The sequence below is a fragment of the Candidatus Borrarchaeum sp. genome, from assembly GCF_019058535.1.
Classification (GTDB): Archaea; Asgardarchaeota; Sifarchaeia; order Borrarchaeales; family Borrarchaeaceae; genus Borrarchaeum; species Borrarchaeum weybense.
The window spans coordinates 1-18,528 of record NZ_JAHPYX010000151.1; the positions used below are offsets into that span (position 1 = coordinate 1).

Sequence of the window (18,528 nt, forward strand, 5' to 3'; positions counted from 1 at the left end):
GGGCGGAGTGACCACCGTCCTAGATATGCCAAATACTAAGCCACCAACAATCAATGCTATACGATTACAAGAGAAAAAACAACAGGCCAAAGACAATATTTTTACCAATGTTGGATTTTTTTCAGGACTACCTGAATCAATAGATGATATAGAAAATCTAGTCAGGGAAAAGACTGTTGGATTTAAAATATATCCCCATATGCCTATTTCTTCAGTAGATTTAAATGATGATAATGTGCTCTTGGAATTTCTTAAAGTGGTTTCATCATATAATCTTCCTATATGCATTCATCCTGATACATTCAAAGGGGATCAGAAGCAAATATCGCTTCTTATTGATGAAAAAGAACAGATTAGTGACTTTTTAAGAACTCACGACACACAATCCGAAATAGAATCAATAAAAAGATTTTGCAATCTCTCATTAGTATCTAAAAACAAATTGCATATTTGCCATATAACTACGAAACAAAGTTTAGAAACAATTAAGGAAGAACGGGGATTAAATCCACATATTACTTGCGAAGTATTACCACATCATTTATTGCTTTCTGAAGATGATATATTCAAATGGAAAAGTTGGGGAAAAATGCTCCCTCCACTCCGTTCACAAACAGAGGTGGATGGGTTATGGGAAGGGCTAAAAAATGGTGAAATCGATATTTTAGCGAGTGATCATGCACCCCATTCTCTTGTCGAGAAGTCTAAGTCATTTTCAGAAGCACCCTCAGGCATACCAGGAGTGGAAACATTAGTACCAATAATGATGACTGAAGTACTAAATGACCGTCTTTCACTAGATCGCTTTGTTATGCTCACATCGGAAAGACCTGCACAGATATTTAATCTTGGTAACACCGGAAAAATTGAAGAGGGATACATCGCAAATCTAACCATAATAAACACAAAGATCAGAAAGAAAATAAATCCAGATGATTTTTACTCTAAGGCGAAATTTTCTCCATTTAAGGGACATGAGATCCGTGCTATTCCCTCAATGACAATAGTAAATGGGCAAATAGTCATGCAGGATAAGCAAATACAAGAGAGTGCAAAAGTTGGAAAAATTGTCCCCTAAATTCGTTGTAGATTCAATGCTCGGACGTTTGGCACGGTGGTTAAGACTTATTGGATACGATACGCTCTATTTTAAAATTGTATCTGACGAAGAGTTGTTAGAGAGAACTCGTAGCGAAAACAGATTCTTACTTACAAGAGATAAGAGATTACATCAGCAGGCAATAAGAGAAGAGTTACACTCAATACTGATTCCTGTACGTTCTAATAGTGAAGTATTAGCATTCCTTTCAAAGACTTTTAATATACAATTTGATATAGACCCCTCCAGTTCAAGATGTCCCCTTTGTAATGGAAAGATAACCTCCGCTGAAAAAGAAAATATTAAATCTAAAATCCCGACTCCGACGTTCAAAAAATATGATCAATTTTGGCAATGTATTCATTGTGGGAAGATCTACTGGATGGGAAAGCACTACAAATCAATGAGGAAGATAATTGCAGAGATCGGCTCATCTATTTAAAACAAAAGGTTTCATAATGATGTAAGCAAGATGAAGGTGAGTTAGAAATGTTTGATCTCCAAGATGGAGAATATCTTATAAAATTGGCTAGGAATTCTATGGAGACATATATTGAAACTGGTAAAGAAATTAAGCCTCCTAAAGATGCCCCCGAAAAGTTAAACCAAAAATGTGGTGTTTTTACATCACTTCATACTTTAGAAGGCAATCTTAGGGGATGTATAGGATATCCAGAGCCAGTTTTTCCCTTAATAAGGGCTACAATAGGCGCAGCGATAAATGCCGCTACTAGAGATCCCCGATTTCCCCCAGTAACTCTTCAAGAACTGAATCAACTTCTTATTGAAGTCACAATTTTAACACCTCCAGAAAAAATCGAAGTAAAAGATCCAAAAGAATATCCTAATTACATTGAAGTGGGAAAAGACGGATTAATAGTCAGAAAGGATTTCTTCTCAGGACTGCTATTGCCACAAGTTGCAGTAGACTGGGACTGGGATAAGGAACAATTTCTTTCACAATGTTGTGTTAAAGCGGGGTTACCTCCAGACCAGTGGGTTTGTGATAAGGATGTTGAGATTTCCAAATTTCAGGCAGAGTTGTTTGAGGAAACCGAGCCAGAAGGCCAAGTCGTTAAAAGAACTCTAAAATAGAGATAACCGTCAATCACCCCCAACAAGTTGAGGGGTCTCCTTGCGATGGTAACCATGAAAGCATCCGAACATAAATCAACTAGGCGACCGTTAATCTATCTTGCACCATGTGGTATTGGACTAGGTCATACGGCTCGTCTAATTACTTTAGCTAAGAAATTGCGCGATATTGGGGCTTCTTGCTTTTTTTCAACAAATGGGGACGCGGTACAATTTGTCAAGGCACACAATTTTCCAGTAGCGGAGGGGCCGGCAATCCTTTATAGTGAGTTGCCAGATGGATCTCCTGATTTTGTAAGAACAACAACGCGACCAATATCCCATATATACGCTCTATTAAAACAAATTCGCAGGGAGATACAATTAATTAAACGTTTCAATCCAGACGTAATAATATCTGATTCTCGTCTATCTACAGTTATTGCAGCATGGCTTCTTGGTCGACCTTGTCTTCTAGTATTGCAGCAACTGAAGATTATAATACCTCACATAACAAAGCTTTCAAAAATTAGAAAAATTCTTAAAAAGTTGCTAGAATACGGCCTTGTAGCATTTCTAAGTGTAGTATGGCGAAGAAGCCAAAAAATATATATTCCTGACTTTCCCTATCCATTGACGATTGCAAAATCACAGATGCATGTATATTCTTCTTTTTATAACCGAGTCGAATTCATAGGTCCTATTATCGATATAACTCCAGAGATGGTCTTTGAAGATTCCAGCGATCTCGCTATTAAAAGTTCTTATAATTTAGATAATCGGCCTCTTATCTACTGTGGTTTAAGTGGGACAATTAGAGAGAAGAAAGTTATTACTGAAAAACTGAAAGTGATTTTTCAGTCATTTCCAAAAACATTTCAAGTTTTTATGACGGTAGGAAGTGAGAATTTCAAACCAATAATTAATGACAATGTGAAAGTTTATGGCTGGGTAGAAAAGAGAACCACCCTCTATCGAATCTGCGATTTGGTTATTCATAGAGGAGGACATAATACAACTTCAGAGTGTATATACTTCGGGAAACCCATGATCATCATCCCAACGCCAGCTCACACAGAGAAAATGGATAATGCGCAATCCATCCAAAAACTTGGTCTTGGTTTGGTCGTTTCTCAATCACATTTATCAAGAAAGTTGTTATTGAAAGCAATAAACATACTCCTAAACACTCCTTCTTTCAAGAACACGGCAAACGCAATTAGAAAACATGCACTAAATTTCAATGCAATTCAAACAATAATTGAATATATTTTCTCGTTCTATAACGGAAGTGGGTAATGCACTATACATGCCAAACTCCTCATTTAACGCGTCTTGTGAACTACTACTAAAAATTAAGATTTCTTCTCTTGAGGGTATTACAAAGGAGAGAAAAACAAGCATAAGATGCAAGTGGATAGAACTATCATCGCTCACAATTTTGGTGTCCATTTTCCACCCTGGTTTTGCTTCAGGGTCTCATCTGGAAGCCTATGTGTTCAAAGTTAGAAAATACGAGATCATATGAACTGATATCTCATTTATTGACAAATCCATGAAAATTAGCATTCGAACTAATTGATATTAAAAAGAAAAAAATAGTTTTTTTGAATTCCTTTGTCCTCTTATTGTTAAGGAACTTCAGGAAGTGTTACGGTAAACTCTTGGCTATCTGCTGAAGCTAGGTTGGCTAATGTGACTTGATCAAAATAAAAGATAATTGTTAACTCGTCGTATTCGTCTAAGTAATTGGGAAAGGTAGGATCGCTTCCGGGGTGTTCTTCAAGATAACCTGTTGGTGGGGTGCTCCAAGGGCCAAAATATAAATTAAACTCCTCTGTCTCTCCTGCATTAATAGTCCACCATACTGAAGGAGGATCGCCTGAATCTAAATTATAATAGTTCGAGTTTCCATCAGAATCCCTAAGCTCAATCCAATAAACATCAACATCATTGGTGCCAACATTAGTTATATTCATGCTTACTCCTGCATATCTAGTTGGATTTGGTAAACCTAAATTTTGAATAAACATATCGTCTAACGAGCTTATCAATGCTAACTGAAAGAACTCGAACACTCCATTATTTATTGAAATCAAATCCTTTTGATTAAGCCTTTTTTGATACCAAATATAGGTATTATTGCCACTCCATGCATCCCCACTCAGATCTACATGCTTATGGATTCCTTGAAGGGATGTGCTGGCCCTAACACTTGGATCATTTGATAAATAGGCTTCAACAGTACCAGTAGAATTATTTAATACTACACGGTAAAAAGAATTGCCTATTGTTCGCTCTAATAATGTTAATCTAGTATTAGCAACATCAATAATAGGATTTGAATCCGAAGGGTCAGCGTCACTTTTATGTCCAAAGTTATAGAGTGAAATAACTTTTGTTGCAATCTCATCTGTAAGGTCTTGTAGTTTATCCTCTGCTAATGCATCCTCTAAATTGAATACGTACTGTTGTGTAGTTAATGTAACCGATGAAAGAACAAGTACACTAAGTGCCATTACGGTAAGAGTTGATACCCATTCGTGTGGCATTTCAATCTATCCTCATATCAGATTTCAACATAATAATACAATACTTTTACGGTTATACTATTATAAGCTCTTTGAGCAGTAATTTGTGTTTCACCTTCGTAGACAGCCCAGTTAAAGCCTACGTTGTAATTTGATTCTACAATTGTCAGATTTACAAATGTAGAAGTAATTCTTGGTGATCCAACACGGGGAAAGCTATTATCTTCATCAATTAGTCGAATAGTATAGATGTAGAGCGTCTGAGTATTATCGTCTATGTAGAGTCTTGGTCTATATTCCAAAGAGATTTGGTATATACCAAATGAAGGTCTTGTATAATTAATTACGGCAATTTCGCTATTCGTAGCTGTATCATTAGTATATACAAACTGGCTGATAGCACCAGTAAAAGAACGGCTACCTTGTATAGGTAATTCGGTCATTGAACTCCTTAGTCTATATCTTAGACTACCTACTGTTCCAATCGTCAAATACTCAGGACTTGGGCCGCCTCTTATCTCTAGAGATGCATTCGTGCCTTCGTCAAAATGAAGTGAACCACGATCAAGTGAGAACTGTGTGACTCTTTGTCCACTTACACCATCGTGTATAGTGGCTCTGATATTACTGTCGGCTACATAAAGATCATTAACTACATTGTTAACGGTTGACCTATCTTGAAAATCTGTGACGAGAGGAGCGCCTACAGAGTATGCTACTGTAATACCTCCGATCATAATTGCCGTGAGTAGTATTGTTGCTACAACAGGGCTAACCGCATCTTTGCGTTTAGTTAGTCTCAATTTTGTCACGTCACTCCTTTTAAGCATCATAAATTTGTATTTGTGTGATTACACTACGTTGGCGAAATTCAAAGTCTCCAGTAACTTCAAAATCGAGTGTGAGTTGCTGGTATACTCCATCAACAAGTGCATATAGATAAACCTGATCTTGATCTTGAATATTGGTCGAAACACTTGACCATGAATCGCGTATGATATCTATACGTTTCACGATTATTTTTGTTGATCCAACTTCAGGAAAAGAACCAACATTGTCTAATTCAATTAAATGTAGCTCCACATCAAGCCAATCGATTCTCCCGTCTGATTTTTGGGCAGTAATTACGAGTATTGGTCGGTATTCCAGGTAAAGAGAATAGAATGATGATTCTGGTCGCGTATATACAATCCTGCTAATATCCTGATTTTGATCTGCTTCTTCAAACGCCGGATAAAGCCCAGCATCGCGTGCTCCTTCCGTCACATTTAAAATTGGATACGCATCTACCGCTCCAGTCAAAGCAGTGCTAGAATTTATCGCAAGATCGTCCATTGAACTCTGCACAACATAAGACATTCTTCCAAGATCAGGTATACCAGAATCATCAAGACCTCTGATTATAGCATCTGGATCTGCAAAATCGGGAGAATCACCAGATACCACGATAAGACTGAAATTACTACTACTCGTGTAGTTCAGTAAACCTTTTTTGAATTCAAATTGAGTAGATCTTGTAGCACCATCGCCTTCATGTGTCACGATTTTGATATTTCGATCAAGTTCATAAAACTGATTTTCTACATCATTTACTTCTGATTTATCCTGAAAGACAAGAACAAGAGGAAGCCCCCAACTATAGGTGAGAATGACTCCTGTCATTAATATACTGAAGATTAATATCGTCGAAATGACGGGACTTACTCCTTTTTTACTTTTCAGGAATTTTTTCATTGATATCCTCTCGTGGAATCATTTCTTCGATGCATTCAATTGTATTTGTATCATTTGGATAAAGCATGTTTTAATTATGTGTATTTAACCGCCAGGGGGAACACTGGCAGTGAATCTATCTTGTAAGATCGTATCTGTAGACTGCATAATAAAGACAAAATCTACGGACCATTCTTCCGCGGTTCTTGTCCAATCTTCATAACTTAAAAATCCACTGTAGCCTAATTCTTCGATATAAGCATTTACTCTCTCGGTCCAATCGCTCAAATAAGATTCAGAATCATCACGTAAAGCACGTTCTCCAGCTTGTTCGGTTTCTGCTTTTATGTTTGCAAATACAAAGTATATATCCTCTGTTTCCCTTGGAGGTCTCTTCGTGGAAGCGTCTGCAAGAAAGCCTCCAACTGCGAACAGAAGAATGCAAACTATGATAGCAGACAATAATAGGATTTGTCCTTTTGAAGATCGGCGAAACCTTCTCATCATTATTCCTCAAATATACCAAAGCTGAAATTTTATGTATCGTACATCATCATCAATATCACCTGTGTAACCTATACATACCACATAATTTACAGTGGCAATCGGTTTATCTGGAGGCGGTGATTCTCCATAGTTTACAGAATCTACAAGTGTGCCATCCAAACTATCTCTAAACACAGCTAGGTTAAATCCTGTGTCAGAGGGTAGCATCTCTTGTAATGCTGCTTTAAGATTGTCATCATCATCTCCATCGTCAAAGGCAACCCAATCCTTTAACTTTCCTGAAGCATCCAAAGCGGTTAAAGCGCTTCTTCCTCGCTCCTTGAGATCCTCTACTGATTGTGACTCATAGGCTTGAACAGAATAGAACTGAAATACTGAGAACGCAAAAATGATCATAATTACAACAGCTACTATTGCCTCAAGAGTATGAATCTGACCCTTCTTTCCGCGAATTAGAAATTTCATTCTCATTCTTTACCCTCTCATTAACGTCTCCAATAGCATACAGTAGCTTCAAAAACCATTCCTCTGACAGAAACATATTTATGGATATACTCAGTATAAACTGCGCCTTCTGTAGGAGAAATGCCGTAAATTGAACGGATATATTCATGGGTAAGGTCCGATTGATGTGTAGGACGTACATCACTATCAAATAGTAATGGGAGAGCTGTAAATGTCACTGCATGATTTTGATTGTCATCGTAGGCTCGGACAACTACCATAACAGGATTATTCGCACCTAAGGAATCCAAATCCTCGTACATCGAATGGTTGTTAACATGGAGACTAGACTCTGCAGTGCTACCATCTGGACGAATCACTGTATAGTTCGCATGAATATCGCCAGATTCGCCATCCCACCATAAATGGAGTTCTCCGTCACGTGAACTCCTTTCAAGTAATGTAGTATTAACTTTAAGGGTGCTATAATCGATAGTGTCGGCATTAAAATCAATAATGGTGTAACGAAAGTCAAAATTACCACCTGTTGTTTCTACTCGTCCCACATAAGCATAATAACCATAAGGTCGTCCAGTAAGATCAATGGTATCTGTTATCACAGCATCCGAAGAACTTCTACTTATTCTAACACTCCCTTGTGAATCTATGAGATAGTGTCTGATGTTGCTAACCTTCGAATTAGTCAGATTTTGTCCATTATCAGTAACCCATGTAGTTAAAGTTAATTGGTCTGTGAGGGGATCCAACGTATAATTTAGATTGAGTCTTATGAGAGAGTGAAGGCCAAAGTAAAATCGTTCTCCATAGGGAATATTTAAAGCGCTATGAGCGTTAAAGTCATCAGTAGGGTGAATGTACTCATGATATGCTGAGTCATAATAAGGATCTTGTATTCCATATTGCGTTTCATCGATAATTGGAAGATAATACTTGGATTCTGGATCTAGTCGTGCTAAAGCATTAGGGTGAAGGGTATAGGCTGGAGAATCTGTTTCATTCGCTAAGCCTAATGCATATCCATTTGCATGCTCTAAATTACTACTACTTGTATCATCCCAATCGAATCCACCATCATTGGTTAATATATAATTTGAGAGAGTGCTGCCTGCGATATAAACATGGTCTTGAGTTGTTTGTTCAGTGATAGCAGTTGTAGAATTTATTGCCATTCCCAATACCTGAGAAAAAGCAATAAGAAAAATTGATAGAGCGATAGCAAAATCAACTGCTTGCATCTGTCCTACTTTATCTTTGAAAAATCTCCATATGATAGATTTAAATCGACTTAAACTCAATAACACCGTTCCTCCGAATTATAACTTTGAATTGATATCTAAATCTTTGATCACTTTGTTACCCATTACAAGTTCCTCAAGATAACTCTTGATTTCTCTAAGTAAAGATTCAAGCTCTACGAGAGCCAATCCTTTTTCCAACAAAGCTGTAGATCGATTCATAACTTCTTCAGCTTCTTTAATTTTCCCGCTAGTTAGTTTTTCGAGTTCATTTCGGATGCTAAGCATGTATTGTTCTATTTTTTGGATATTTTCACTATCACCAGTTTTCATTTCTGTCAAGAGGGGAAAGACTTTCTCTTTAAGTTCATTAATAATTGATGAATCCATTCGAGGAGATCTCTTGATTTCATCATAAATTGCATTAATTTTTTCATTACCTTCAATTTGAGAACGTAATTCGTTTTTTATTATTCTTGGAAGTTGTCCTTCAAGTGCTTTTGTCAAAGTTTGAGCAACTAATGATTCGAGCGAAGTAATATCTGTTGCTTCTGTACTATTTGTAACTTTTTCTTCTTCTTCTGGAAGACGGTTAATTAACTGAACAATGAGGAACCCAATTTTCTGCATTTTCTGACTTATTTCTTCAATCTTTTCGTTAAGGCTTTGCAACTCTTCGCCGATTTTAGTCATTCAAATGTTGCCTCCAAGTAAGAATGTTTAAACGAGGCTAATGCCCAGTATTATTACCGCGCGGAAGATTATCCACCCTAAAGCAACCAACAATACGCTATGCTTTAATCCAGCGCGTAATTCTGCTTCACCCATTTTTCCAGCCACAAGACCACCGAAAAATCCTTCTACAACTAACATATGTAAGAAAAGAGTATTCATGTAGTCTATGTCAATGGCTAGAGCAAATAGACCTGCACCTGCTTGAGTAGCCATCGGACCGAAAAAGGTAGTAATTAAAACGATACAAACGAACAAGAAAACTAAGAAAGCAGCGTATATGATGAAGATGTAAGGTCTGATCTGCCCTGCGCGTTCCTTACGAATCGTTAATAACTCAACGACATGGGTGTGTGCTGATTCGAATACATCCTCAGCAGCGCCTCCAAATCGCTCCGCTTCTAGAATTAGAACAGATGCCCTTCGAACCAGGGGTGTGTCCGCGGTCTCAGATAAAGCTTGCATCGCTTCTCTAAAGGAAACTCCCCACGAAATCTTCGCGGCCATCTTTTTTAATTCAGTAGTCAAGGGACCATATTCTCTTTTAGAAGACTCTAAGATAGCTCTGGGCAAAGATAATCCAGTTCTTTGAGCATCTGAAATATCTCTTAGCAATTGTGGAAGGTTATTATCGATTCCATTCCTCCATCTTTGATCTACGAAATATGCTGATGCTGGGGGAGTGATAATAACTAGCAAACCCAAGATGAAGAAGTCTGTTGGGGTCATTATAGCAGTAAACAATAGTATTAACCGAATATAAAGACCTAATAGCGGCAAAATGATTCCTACAGCAATTATTAGGATTCCTATAATGGACGAAATTGTCCATAAGTACTTTATTCGTTCTTGTGAAACTTTTGGCATTATTAACTCACTCCTATTTCATTCAGCTGGTTGTGTAGAGTCTATTAAAATAATAAAGAAAGCTTCAAAGACGGGGATTAATACATACACCAGTAAAGACAACAATACAGTTGGTGGAAGTCCAAATCCTACTGCGCCTCCACCTAGTGCCCCTAATATAGAGAACATGATCACAAAGAACAAGGGACCCACGACCGCTGCAGTCAGATACAGTTCTGCGAAGATTCCCAATGACTCAATATACTCTCTTGTTTCAACTTCTTTATCACGCATTAAAGTCTTTGTTTCAGTTGCAAGATATCTAGTCAGGTCGCCTCCTGATGTAATCGTGGCGATCATGCCTTCCAAAAACGTCGCAAATTTTCGGGAAGGTGAACGTTTAGAAGCTTCTTGTAGCGTTTTAAGAATATCGTATCCAAAGATCTCTAGATCTCGCGAGATTGTTCTTGCTTCTTCAGATAGAGCCATTTCTACATCACTTGATGAGAGAGAGATGAATATTTTATCCGGGGGAACACCTGCACTTGCCATGGCCGCCATATAACTGGCAGCAGCAGGTAGAATTGAATCAAGTGTTTTCTTACGGCCAGAAGCCATGAGAAATGGGTAAGCGTAAAAGCCTAGAAAAGTGATAATCGCAGAGGCTATCGCAAGTATAATTGGGACAATGTAAGACTGCCAAAATGTTAACCATAAGACTGTAAATAGACCCAAAAAAGCCCATAAAACTACAAACGGTACAATAAATCCTACAATAAGTGCAATTAATGATGAAAAAAGAGCCATACTAAGGTAAGTTCGAAGGCTAATTTCAATACTTGCTCTTTTTAAAGCTGCACCAAGGTTTTGAAATCTGTTAAGATATGGTTCTACTAATTTACCAAATTGTAGGTAGGCGATTTTCTTTAATTGTTTACTCATATTTAACGACTCCTACGTTAGACCTCTCCTGGCTTTTTCATAGGTTTCTTCAGGAGCGGCCACATATTCACGAATTACGTTTGCAACGTCTTCATAATATCTAATTCGATTTTTTACCATCCATCGGAGTACTATCTTGCGTCTCTCGATTTCGTCCCATATATCTCTTTCGGACACACCTATAGCATCCATAATTTTTTCAAGGATAACGCTTCGGCCAAGGTATTGGTGAGAATCGTCCTGTGCATTCCAAACAAATGCCCTGTTCGTTAAAAGTTCCCTTGTGACAGGATCCAATCCTATCATTTCTTGGAGGGCGATACTACGCCTTATAGATTTCCCGCCATAACGAATTTTTCTTTGAACTACAACAATGTCTAGTGAAGCAAGTAGGGCTCTGGGAATATTCATAGGTTCTGAGGTTAAACGATGCATAACAGAAGTTACTGAATCACCATGAATTGTTGCCATTCCAAGATGACCTGTTGCCATAGCTTGGAACAGACTATAGGCTTCCGCTCCTCTGATTTCTCCTACTAGGATGTAATCCGGTCTTTGACGAAGTGCGGCTTTTAATAAGTCGAATAACGTGATCTGACCACGCTTTCGTCCAGCTTTTTCAGCGCCAAAACCTGTTCTAGCAACAGATGGTATCCAATTTTCATGTGGAATATTTAATTCAGCTGTATCTTCTATTGAGATGATCTTAAGGTCAGGGAGAATAAACATAGATAGCGAATTGAGAAGTGTGGTCTTGCCAGAAGCGATGCCTCCTGCAATGAGTGCCGAATGTCTGTTTTCGATACAGAACCAAAGATATGCTGCCATTTCCACACTTAATGTATTAAACATGACGAGATCAGTAATTGTTAATGGATCGGCCCTAAATTTTCTTATAGTAAAAGTAGATCCATTTTGAGTTACTTCTCTTCCTAGTGTCAATTGAACTCGGGATCCATCAGGAAGGGACGCATCTAGAAGTGGACTAGCAATAGATATGTGGCGACCTGCGCGTTGCGCCATTTTTATAACAACACTATCTACATCTTTATCTTCGTCATATAGAATATTTGTTGGAATTGAATCGTATTTACGATGCCATATGTAGATAGGAACTCCTACACCATCGCAGGATATGTCCTCTATCATATGATCGCGAAGAAGTGGCTCAAGTGTTCCAAATCCAATATAATCTCGTGTAATGTAATATACAATTTTATCAAGACTTCGTTCATCAAGTTTTATCGCGTAATCTCTTATGATTCGCATTATAGTTTGCTTGAGATATTCATCTGTCTTTTCTCTGTCTCTAAGTAAGGAAAAATCAAGTTCAAGTTCTTCTGTTAAGATTTCGCGAATCATGTTGAAGGTCGTAGTCTCTTCTTCTGATAATGGAACCTCTACAACCATGTAACGCGTTTGCTTTGTATCCGGATCCGTTTGTATGAGTGTATATGCAAAAGGCGGGATAAGAGGGTAGGTTTCTTCAAGTTGTGGTATGGTTTCTGGTGTAATTGGCGCAGCCTCAGAAGACGGATCTGAAAATTCTGCGGCAATGTCTTTAAATTCCATATCCTCTGGAAGGACGAAATCTGTGGGGAGATCTTTCTCCTTTGCTTTATCCATATCTTTTTCTTCTACAACTGGGTCTCTCCCCATGGCTTTCAACTCCATTAATACTTAAGAGAGGGCTGATTTTCTTATTAAACTATCAATAAACTTATTATTAAGAGTAGTAAATCACCAACTATAAGTGCTGTAAGGAGACCAAGTGTTATTGGGATTATGAAAGGTATACCTGGGCTCACCCACAACTTCTCTATTTTGGGTTCTGCATTCTCGTATAAAAACTCTTTTATCGTTTGTAAGTTCTTACCATCGACTTCTTCGGATTCTGTGGAAATTTTATCGAATAGTTTTAATTGCGGTGTTAGAATTCCTTTCACTTCTACAAGTTCTAATAAGGGATATACGTGCTGAGGTGGTGGAATGTTCGTTCGAAAACCTATGAACACAACGAGTGCTTTTTTCCATAAAGGTTCATTTTCTATTCCATAAAATAATTCTTTATTAGTGAAATAATCAGCAAGATTGATTACTGCTAGCACTAAAGGTATTAATACTGTGAGAAGTAATGCGTTGCTAAATATAGTAAGAAAAAAGAAAGGCAGTAATGGTCTAAACCCCCAATTAAAAAATTGTAAAGGAGTTCTCGGGAAAAGAAATGAAAGACTGATAAGTGCCTTTCCATCAGCACCTCCGAAAAGACCAGCATAGAATAAAAGAAACGCTACAACGAAGGACAAACCTACATTAATTGCAAGGTCTAACAAAATACGAAGATCTTGAAACACCATGGCTTCAAAAAATGTAATGATTATACCAGTAATTATCATGATTAGCCAGATCAATTCATGCTCTACCATACGTGTACGTAAATCAGATATGGAGGCGTAAATAAGTGGTCCAAATGCAGCAATAATTCGGATCCATAGAAGTAGAGCGTTCAAAGACTCACCCATCACATGTATGAAAACACATTTTTAAATCCTGCGGGAAAACACTGTTTCTAGGATTGAGCTAAATAACTCAACGTATTTGAAAATATTCTATAAAATTTTGTTGACAACCTAGAAGTTTTTATAACTATGAGATAAACATTAAAAAGTCCATGGATGGATCCAACAGAGTTCTTGACCGTCTTGGGTTACTTTAAAGGATCCAAATTGAATGGAAGCGATATGCTCTTTAGAAACTGGTGTATAGATAGTTATTAGGTGTTTAAAGAAGTCAATGTTTGTTATCACACCATAGCCAAGAAACGTATTTTGTAAGTCGATTAAGCCAACAAGCACATTTTCAATAATTTTTGCGTTAATAATTTGGATTGGCAAATGTGGGAATTCTTCTTGAAACTTTTCAATCATATTTTCAGAGAGTGGCGTTTCGGGATCTTCTGCAATAAGAATCGCATCCTGACATAATTCAACATATTTAGGAACATACCCAACAATTTCACAAATTTTTTCACTTAGTGGACCTGATACTATCTCTCCTGTATTTAGAAATGAATTAAGAAAACTAACTTCCTTAAAATGGAATGTGATAGTATCCGAGCCTGACAATTGTTTCGAAAGCATAGATTCTCTCAAAAACTTTCTATCTGTTCGATCTCTGTAACGTATTTTTGGTGAAACCGGCATACGATGGACTTTTGTTGAATTTAAAAAAGGTCTTATAAGATGCTCCAATTCTCGTTCTCGCTCCACTACTATAAGTAAATCTGGCTGAATGAGTTGTATCAGCGATTTTTTTAATTCTCTTGCTTTAAAGCCATATACCCAGCCCGTTGTATCCACAAAAAGTGCCTCAATTCCTAACGATTCTGCTTTCTTAAGCATCGCTTCGCTTCCAATCATTACCCTATTCTCAAAACAGTCGGGAGTTGTTGAACCTACGAAGAACGCATCTGTGGGCGTTATTTCAGCCATATCAATAATTGGAGTCTCAAGTTGGTACAAAGTAATTAGTCCTGGAAAGCCTTGTCCGAGATCAGTGCTTAAAATCGCTGTTTTCTTACCCCATTGATAGAAAAGATTAGCAAGATACGTGACGAAAGTTGTTTTACCTGTATCTACGTCTCCAAAAAACACAGCACAAAAAGGTAAAATATGTTTGTTAAGAGTTTCAGCGAGTTCTTTCCATTCAAGAGGAATAGATGATGTATTCAGAAGATCTACATGGGCACTAGCACCGAGGGAAATTTTGAGTGTGGAATCTGTAGCCCCTTCCATAGCAACATGTCTTGATTTCTTAATAACAATGGCATCTCCCTGTCTAATTGGAGCCCCAATTAGTGTTAATTCACCTTCATCTACAACTATTCGTGCAGGACCTTCAACAATAAGAGTTTTTCCACTCTTTATTTTGTGAATAGACACTCATTTCCAACCATTTCTGCTATAAATTCTATAATAAAGTCTAATATATCATATTAAACTCAAGTTTATTGAATTCTCTTTATGAGATGTTCATGTTGCACAATTTTCACTCTGATGTAGACGTAATGCATCATCCAAGCTTAATTTACCTTCAGCAACTTGTAATGCAAGGTATCGGCTGATACTTATTTTTCCGTTGGTTAATTGTCGACTTTTTTCCTGCAAAAGTTTAATCTCGCCTTCCTTAATTTCGCGTTTATAATCATGAAGTGGTTCACCTTCTCGCATAGCAATATGGATGGCTGCAATTACATCTTTTGACTTTTCCTTAGAATCAATGTCAGTTGGTAGACTTGAAATACTTGTTCGTTCCTCGTTAACTTCTTCAATTAGAATTTTATGTTCTAAACAATACGGTAATAAGATTGAAAGTAGGTGTGTGCGGCAAAAAGATTCGCTTGAACCTATTTTAATGATTTTTTTGTCTGTTTCATAAAGCTTAGTGACTTGGACAAGTTTTTGATAAGTTTCTTGGACATTGAAAGTGGTGATTGTTTCAATAAGCACACTATCACCAAAAATTGCGATTCCAAATGACGAAAATCCTGGATCTACTCCAATTACAATTTCCTCAAATGCAGTGATGCGAGAATGCAGAAATGCAGTGATACGAGCTAAGATGTAGTTGTTAGGTGTATCAGCAGAAATATACAATTTTTCCACATTCTCTAAGATCATAGAATCCTCGCTTTTTGTTGTTATTAAAAGTAAAAGGTCAGAAGGAGGGATTTCGCCGGATGTAAGAGATCTAAAACCAATATCATGATTTTTAAGAAGTTTTGTTATTCTATAATAGATTCTAGGATTTGAAACTAACAGTCCAATTGTAGCCATGCTTTCACCCAGAAAGTCAGTAAGGTACCTTTTTGATCCCAATAAGCCAACTTATAAAATTTGTGAAAAGATGTAACCCTAAAGTCAAAGGAATAAGGAAAATAACATATTCAAGAGGAATGGGTCTAATTATTAACAAAGCGAATAAAAAGGCAAAAACAAGAAACGTGATTTGATCAAGAACTGGAGCAGGGGCTCCGCGTTTCAGATTTAAACGTCGTTTGATGAAAGATCCAACAAGGTCACCAATTAAAGCCCCTACGGAAATTAATAAGGCTACTATGGGATTATATGAGAGTTCTATAAGACCCTGACTCTCAGGAATTGACTGATTCAATATCGGGCCAACATAAAAGAGTGTTAATCCAACAAGCGTTCCAGATATAACGCCTCCAATAAAACCACGAATTGTTTTTCCATCTCCAAATATGCGCTTTTCATTGAGAGTCTTACCAAAATCAATTGGTGGCCCGCCTCCAAAGAGTACTGGCAGCCCATTCGCAGCATATGCAGGGAGAATAAACCAAATTGCTTGTAGGAACATTATTAGACTCAAATCTAATGCCATGGGATTCAGCTCAGTTTATTAGGAACCATAGAGAAACTGTAGTTCAATTTTCAAATCTAACGGCCATGGAACAATCTCTCAGCAAGAAACTCTGGAAGACCTGCCTTTCGGATTTTTTCACTTACTTTTTTAATATCATAATCTACTCTCTTTAGCGTGACAGTGACCTTCTCATCCTCATCATAGTCAATAATGCAATAACTTGCACGCGGATCATGGTCCCTTGGTTGTCCGACGCTTCCTGGATTTAATACGATCCCTGTGTTTTTTTCTTTGAAGTCTATATAAAAAGGAAGGTGGGTATGACCCATGATTAAACAATTTGTATTAGTCTGACTTAGAAATTGTAATAACAATTCATCAGGCGTATTAGGAATAACATATTCGTTTAATGGATCACGAGGACTTCCATGAACAAGATATAATGACAAATTATCGAACTCAACCAACATATGCTCGGGTAAAGAAGCAAGTAGTTTCATATTCTCTTCTGTAATAGTTCTATGACTCCAATAAATTGCTTCTGCTGCAATTTCATTAAAAATTTGCGCTGAATTTGTGATAGTAGCGTAATCGTGATTTCCCATTACAGATTTTATACCTAATATTTTAAGAAGTTCAATTACTTTATTTGGATCTGGTCCATAACCCACCAAATCTCCAACACATAAAACACACTCTACTTCCCCAATATCTCGGAGTACTGCATTAAAGGCTTCTAAATTTGAATGGATATCAGATATTATGGCTATTTTCATCGTTTTTACCTTTTGTGTAACTTGAATCTCTACGAGCAATTTCTGGTTAAACTTTCATGAAAAAAGATTCAGAAATTCAATGAATATGTAAGAAAGGACTTATTTTGGAGATAATGCAAAATAGTATAAGATTTTTTTGTTAAACAGACTATAAGGGAATCATCGTTTACAAGTTATGACAGAAACAATTATAAAGTTCCGAAAGAAAAATGGTGCAAGTCAAAGAAGCATGTCAACTACCCCTCCCTTTCGGAAGGGGCTTGAAAAAGTCCCTGTAAAGGGGTAAGAGATTAGCCTGAGTGATGTCTCCTTCAGAGTGGAGGCAAATGAACTACGTTCGGGGCTGAGTGTCTGAAAATCACCCCGGAATGCTCCTCAAGTTCCGGGCTCTGAAAGACATGGTGGACGACCCAGGTCGCTATCCTGAGACCTGCACCATCATCATGTCCGGTGCCTGCCCCAACATTGGCGATGAGGACCTACCCGCGGTTGCGGAGCTGACCTTTACAGGTCGTTAAATATAGTTCGGGGCACCTGCTCTTGTCCCAGCAAAAAGGGGAGGTGTCCACCACTTTACAAAGAAATATACCGCAATTCATCTCCACCCTAGCGGATGAAGTCTTATTGCGGAGGTTATATAAAACACAAACTTGTGTTAAAAACAAGAAACGTTTTATATGTGATCAGGTGCTATTCCATGCGGCTAAGATGGATTCCAGGAATCAGAAAACCAAAAATTATTCTCAGAAAACCTAAACTTCAGCTTCCATCCGAGATTCCAACAGGTTTGCTCCTTCAAATAACGATAATATTCATTTTTACGATCTATGTGGGACTTCTTTTCGATATTGTCAAAGAGCCGCTTCCACTAGGTTCACAATATGGTGTCCCTGTTTTAATCTATGAAAGTCTTGATTCTCAATTTATCATCGAAGGTATCGTTGCGGGCATGTTAATGTTTGTGGGTTTCATAGGTTTTGTAGTCATATTCTATAGCACAAGGTATTTTTACGAACCAACTTACGCACGGACACTTCTTCTTATTGGAGTCATTGCAGTGATTGCAGCATATTTCGGCCTTTTATATATGATGATTCCAAAACTGCCACAAGGATAGTATTTTGGTGACATCCTCCCCAGCCTTTCGGATGGGGCTTCCAGCTTTCCATTGTAGTTCTCGCTCCCTCACGGGAGGCGACGCTTCGCCACTTTTCCTACAGTTA

General features: G+C 37.6%; 20 protein-coding genes. 5 read left to right on the plus strand and 15 right to left on the minus strand.

What is annotated here, in order from left to right; genetic code table 11:
- From QVB70_RS08890 to QVB70_RS08905, 4 genes are all read left to right on the plus strand, one after another.
- Positions 1-1,078: dihydroorotase family protein (locus QVB70_RS08890; RefSeq protein WP_287585376.1), on the plus strand; the 1,078-nt coding region annotated here is incomplete at its 5' end.
- Positions 1,059-1,541, plus strand: a complete 483-nt coding sequence (locus QVB70_RS08895) for a Mut7-C RNAse domain-containing protein (RefSeq protein ID WP_287585377.1) — start codon at positions 1,059-1,061, stop codon at positions 1,539-1,541. The genes QVB70_RS08890 and QVB70_RS08895, both read left to right, overlap by 20 nt.
- A gap of 47 nt (positions 1,542-1,588) precedes the next feature.
- Entirely contained in the window at positions 1,589-2,194 is a 606-nt protein-coding gene (locus QVB70_RS08900; RefSeq protein ID WP_287585378.1) for a TIGR00296 family protein, read from the plus strand.
- A gap of 45 nt (positions 2,195-2,239) precedes the next feature.
- Positions 2,240-3,472, plus strand: coding sequence for a glycosyltransferase (locus tag QVB70_RS08905; protein WP_287585379.1), 1,233 nt, complete (start codon positions 2,240-2,242; stop codon positions 3,470-3,472).
- 332 nt (positions 3,473-3,804) lie between these two features.
- Here the strand turns inward: QVB70_RS08905 and QVB70_RS08910 are convergent, their stop codons facing one another.
- The 15 genes from QVB70_RS08910 to QVB70_RS08980 form a co-directional block, all read right to left on the minus strand.
- Positions 3,805-4,725: a hypothetical protein gene (locus QVB70_RS08910; RefSeq protein WP_287585380.1), complete on the minus strand. Its 921-nt coding sequence runs from the start codon at positions 4,723-4,725 to the stop codon at positions 3,805-3,807.
- A gap of 17 nt (positions 4,726-4,742) precedes the next feature.
- Positions 4,743-5,516 (minus strand): hypothetical protein, encoded by a 774-nt coding sequence (locus tag QVB70_RS08915; protein WP_287585381.1) that lies wholly within the window; start codon positions 5,514-5,516, stop codon positions 4,743-4,745.
- A gap of 10 nt (positions 5,517-5,526) precedes the next feature.
- Positions 5,527-6,438 (minus strand): hypothetical protein, encoded by a 912-nt coding sequence (locus tag QVB70_RS08920; RefSeq protein WP_287585382.1) that lies wholly within the window; start codon positions 6,436-6,438, stop codon positions 5,527-5,529.
- An 84-nt stretch (positions 6,439-6,522) separates the two neighbouring features.
- Positions 6,523-6,921, minus strand: a complete 399-nt coding sequence (locus QVB70_RS08925; protein ID WP_287585383.1) for a hypothetical protein — start codon at positions 6,919-6,921, stop codon at positions 6,523-6,525.
- Between the two features lie 9 nt (positions 6,922-6,930).
- Positions 6,931-7,395, minus strand: coding sequence for a hypothetical protein (locus tag QVB70_RS08930; protein WP_287585384.1), 465 nt, complete (start codon positions 7,393-7,395; stop codon positions 6,931-6,933).
- Positions 7,396-7,409: 14 nt separating this feature from the next.
- Positions 7,410-8,684, minus strand: a complete 1,275-nt coding sequence (locus QVB70_RS08935; RefSeq protein ID WP_287585385.1) for a hypothetical protein — start codon at positions 8,682-8,684, stop codon at positions 7,410-7,412.
- A gap of 18 nt (positions 8,685-8,702) precedes the next feature.
- Positions 8,703-9,317, minus strand: coding sequence for a hypothetical protein (locus QVB70_RS08940; protein ID WP_287585386.1), 615 nt, complete (start codon positions 9,315-9,317; stop codon positions 8,703-8,705).
- A 27-nt stretch (positions 9,318-9,344) separates the two neighbouring features.
- A complete protein-coding gene (locus QVB70_RS08945) occupies positions 9,345-10,223 on the minus strand; it encodes a type II secretion system F family protein (RefSeq protein ID WP_287585387.1) in 879 nt (292 codons plus the stop codon).
- A gap of 18 nt (positions 10,224-10,241) precedes the next feature.
- Complete coding sequence (locus QVB70_RS08950) at positions 10,242-11,144, minus strand: type II secretion system F family protein (RefSeq protein WP_287585388.1); 903 nt, start codon at positions 11,142-11,144, stop codon at positions 10,242-10,244.
- A gap of 12 nt (positions 11,145-11,156) precedes the next feature.
- Entirely contained in the window at positions 11,157-12,803 is a 1,647-nt protein-coding gene (locus tag QVB70_RS08955; RefSeq protein ID WP_287585389.1) for a type II/IV secretion system ATPase subunit, read from the minus strand.
- A 44-nt stretch (positions 12,804-12,847) separates the two neighbouring features.
- On the minus strand, positions 12,848-13,654 hold the full coding sequence (locus QVB70_RS08960) for an A24 family peptidase C-terminal domain-containing protein (protein ID WP_287585390.1): 807 nt from the start codon (positions 13,652-13,654) through the stop codon (positions 12,848-12,850).
- Positions 13,655-13,804: 150 nt separating this feature from the next.
- Positions 13,805-15,085, minus strand: coding sequence for a Clp1/GlmU family protein (locus QVB70_RS08965; protein ID WP_287585391.1), 1,281 nt, complete (start codon positions 15,083-15,085; stop codon positions 13,805-13,807).
- 90 nt (positions 15,086-15,175) lie between these two features.
- Positions 15,176-15,979, minus strand: a complete 804-nt coding sequence (locus tag QVB70_RS08970) for a hypothetical protein (protein WP_287585392.1) — start codon at positions 15,977-15,979, stop codon at positions 15,176-15,178.
- 16 nt (positions 15,980-15,995) lie between these two features.
- The gene (locus QVB70_RS08975; protein ID WP_287585393.1) at positions 15,996-16,547 is read right to left on the minus strand and encodes a CDP-2,3-bis-(O-geranylgeranyl)-sn-glycerol synthase; all 552 of its coding nucleotides are present in this window, start codon (positions 16,545-16,547) and stop codon (positions 15,996-15,998) included.
- A gap of 56 nt (positions 16,548-16,603) precedes the next feature.
- Entirely contained in the window at positions 16,604-17,305 is a 702-nt protein-coding gene (locus tag QVB70_RS08980; RefSeq protein ID WP_287585394.1) for a metallophosphoesterase family protein, read from the minus strand.
- A gap of 697 nt (positions 17,306-18,002) precedes the next feature.
- Between QVB70_RS08980 and QVB70_RS08985 the strand changes: the two genes are divergently transcribed.
- A complete protein-coding gene (locus QVB70_RS08985) occupies positions 18,003-18,422 on the plus strand; it encodes a hypothetical protein (RefSeq protein WP_287585395.1) in 420 nt (139 codons plus the stop codon).
- The last annotated feature ends 106 nt before the right edge of the window (positions 18,423-18,528 follow it).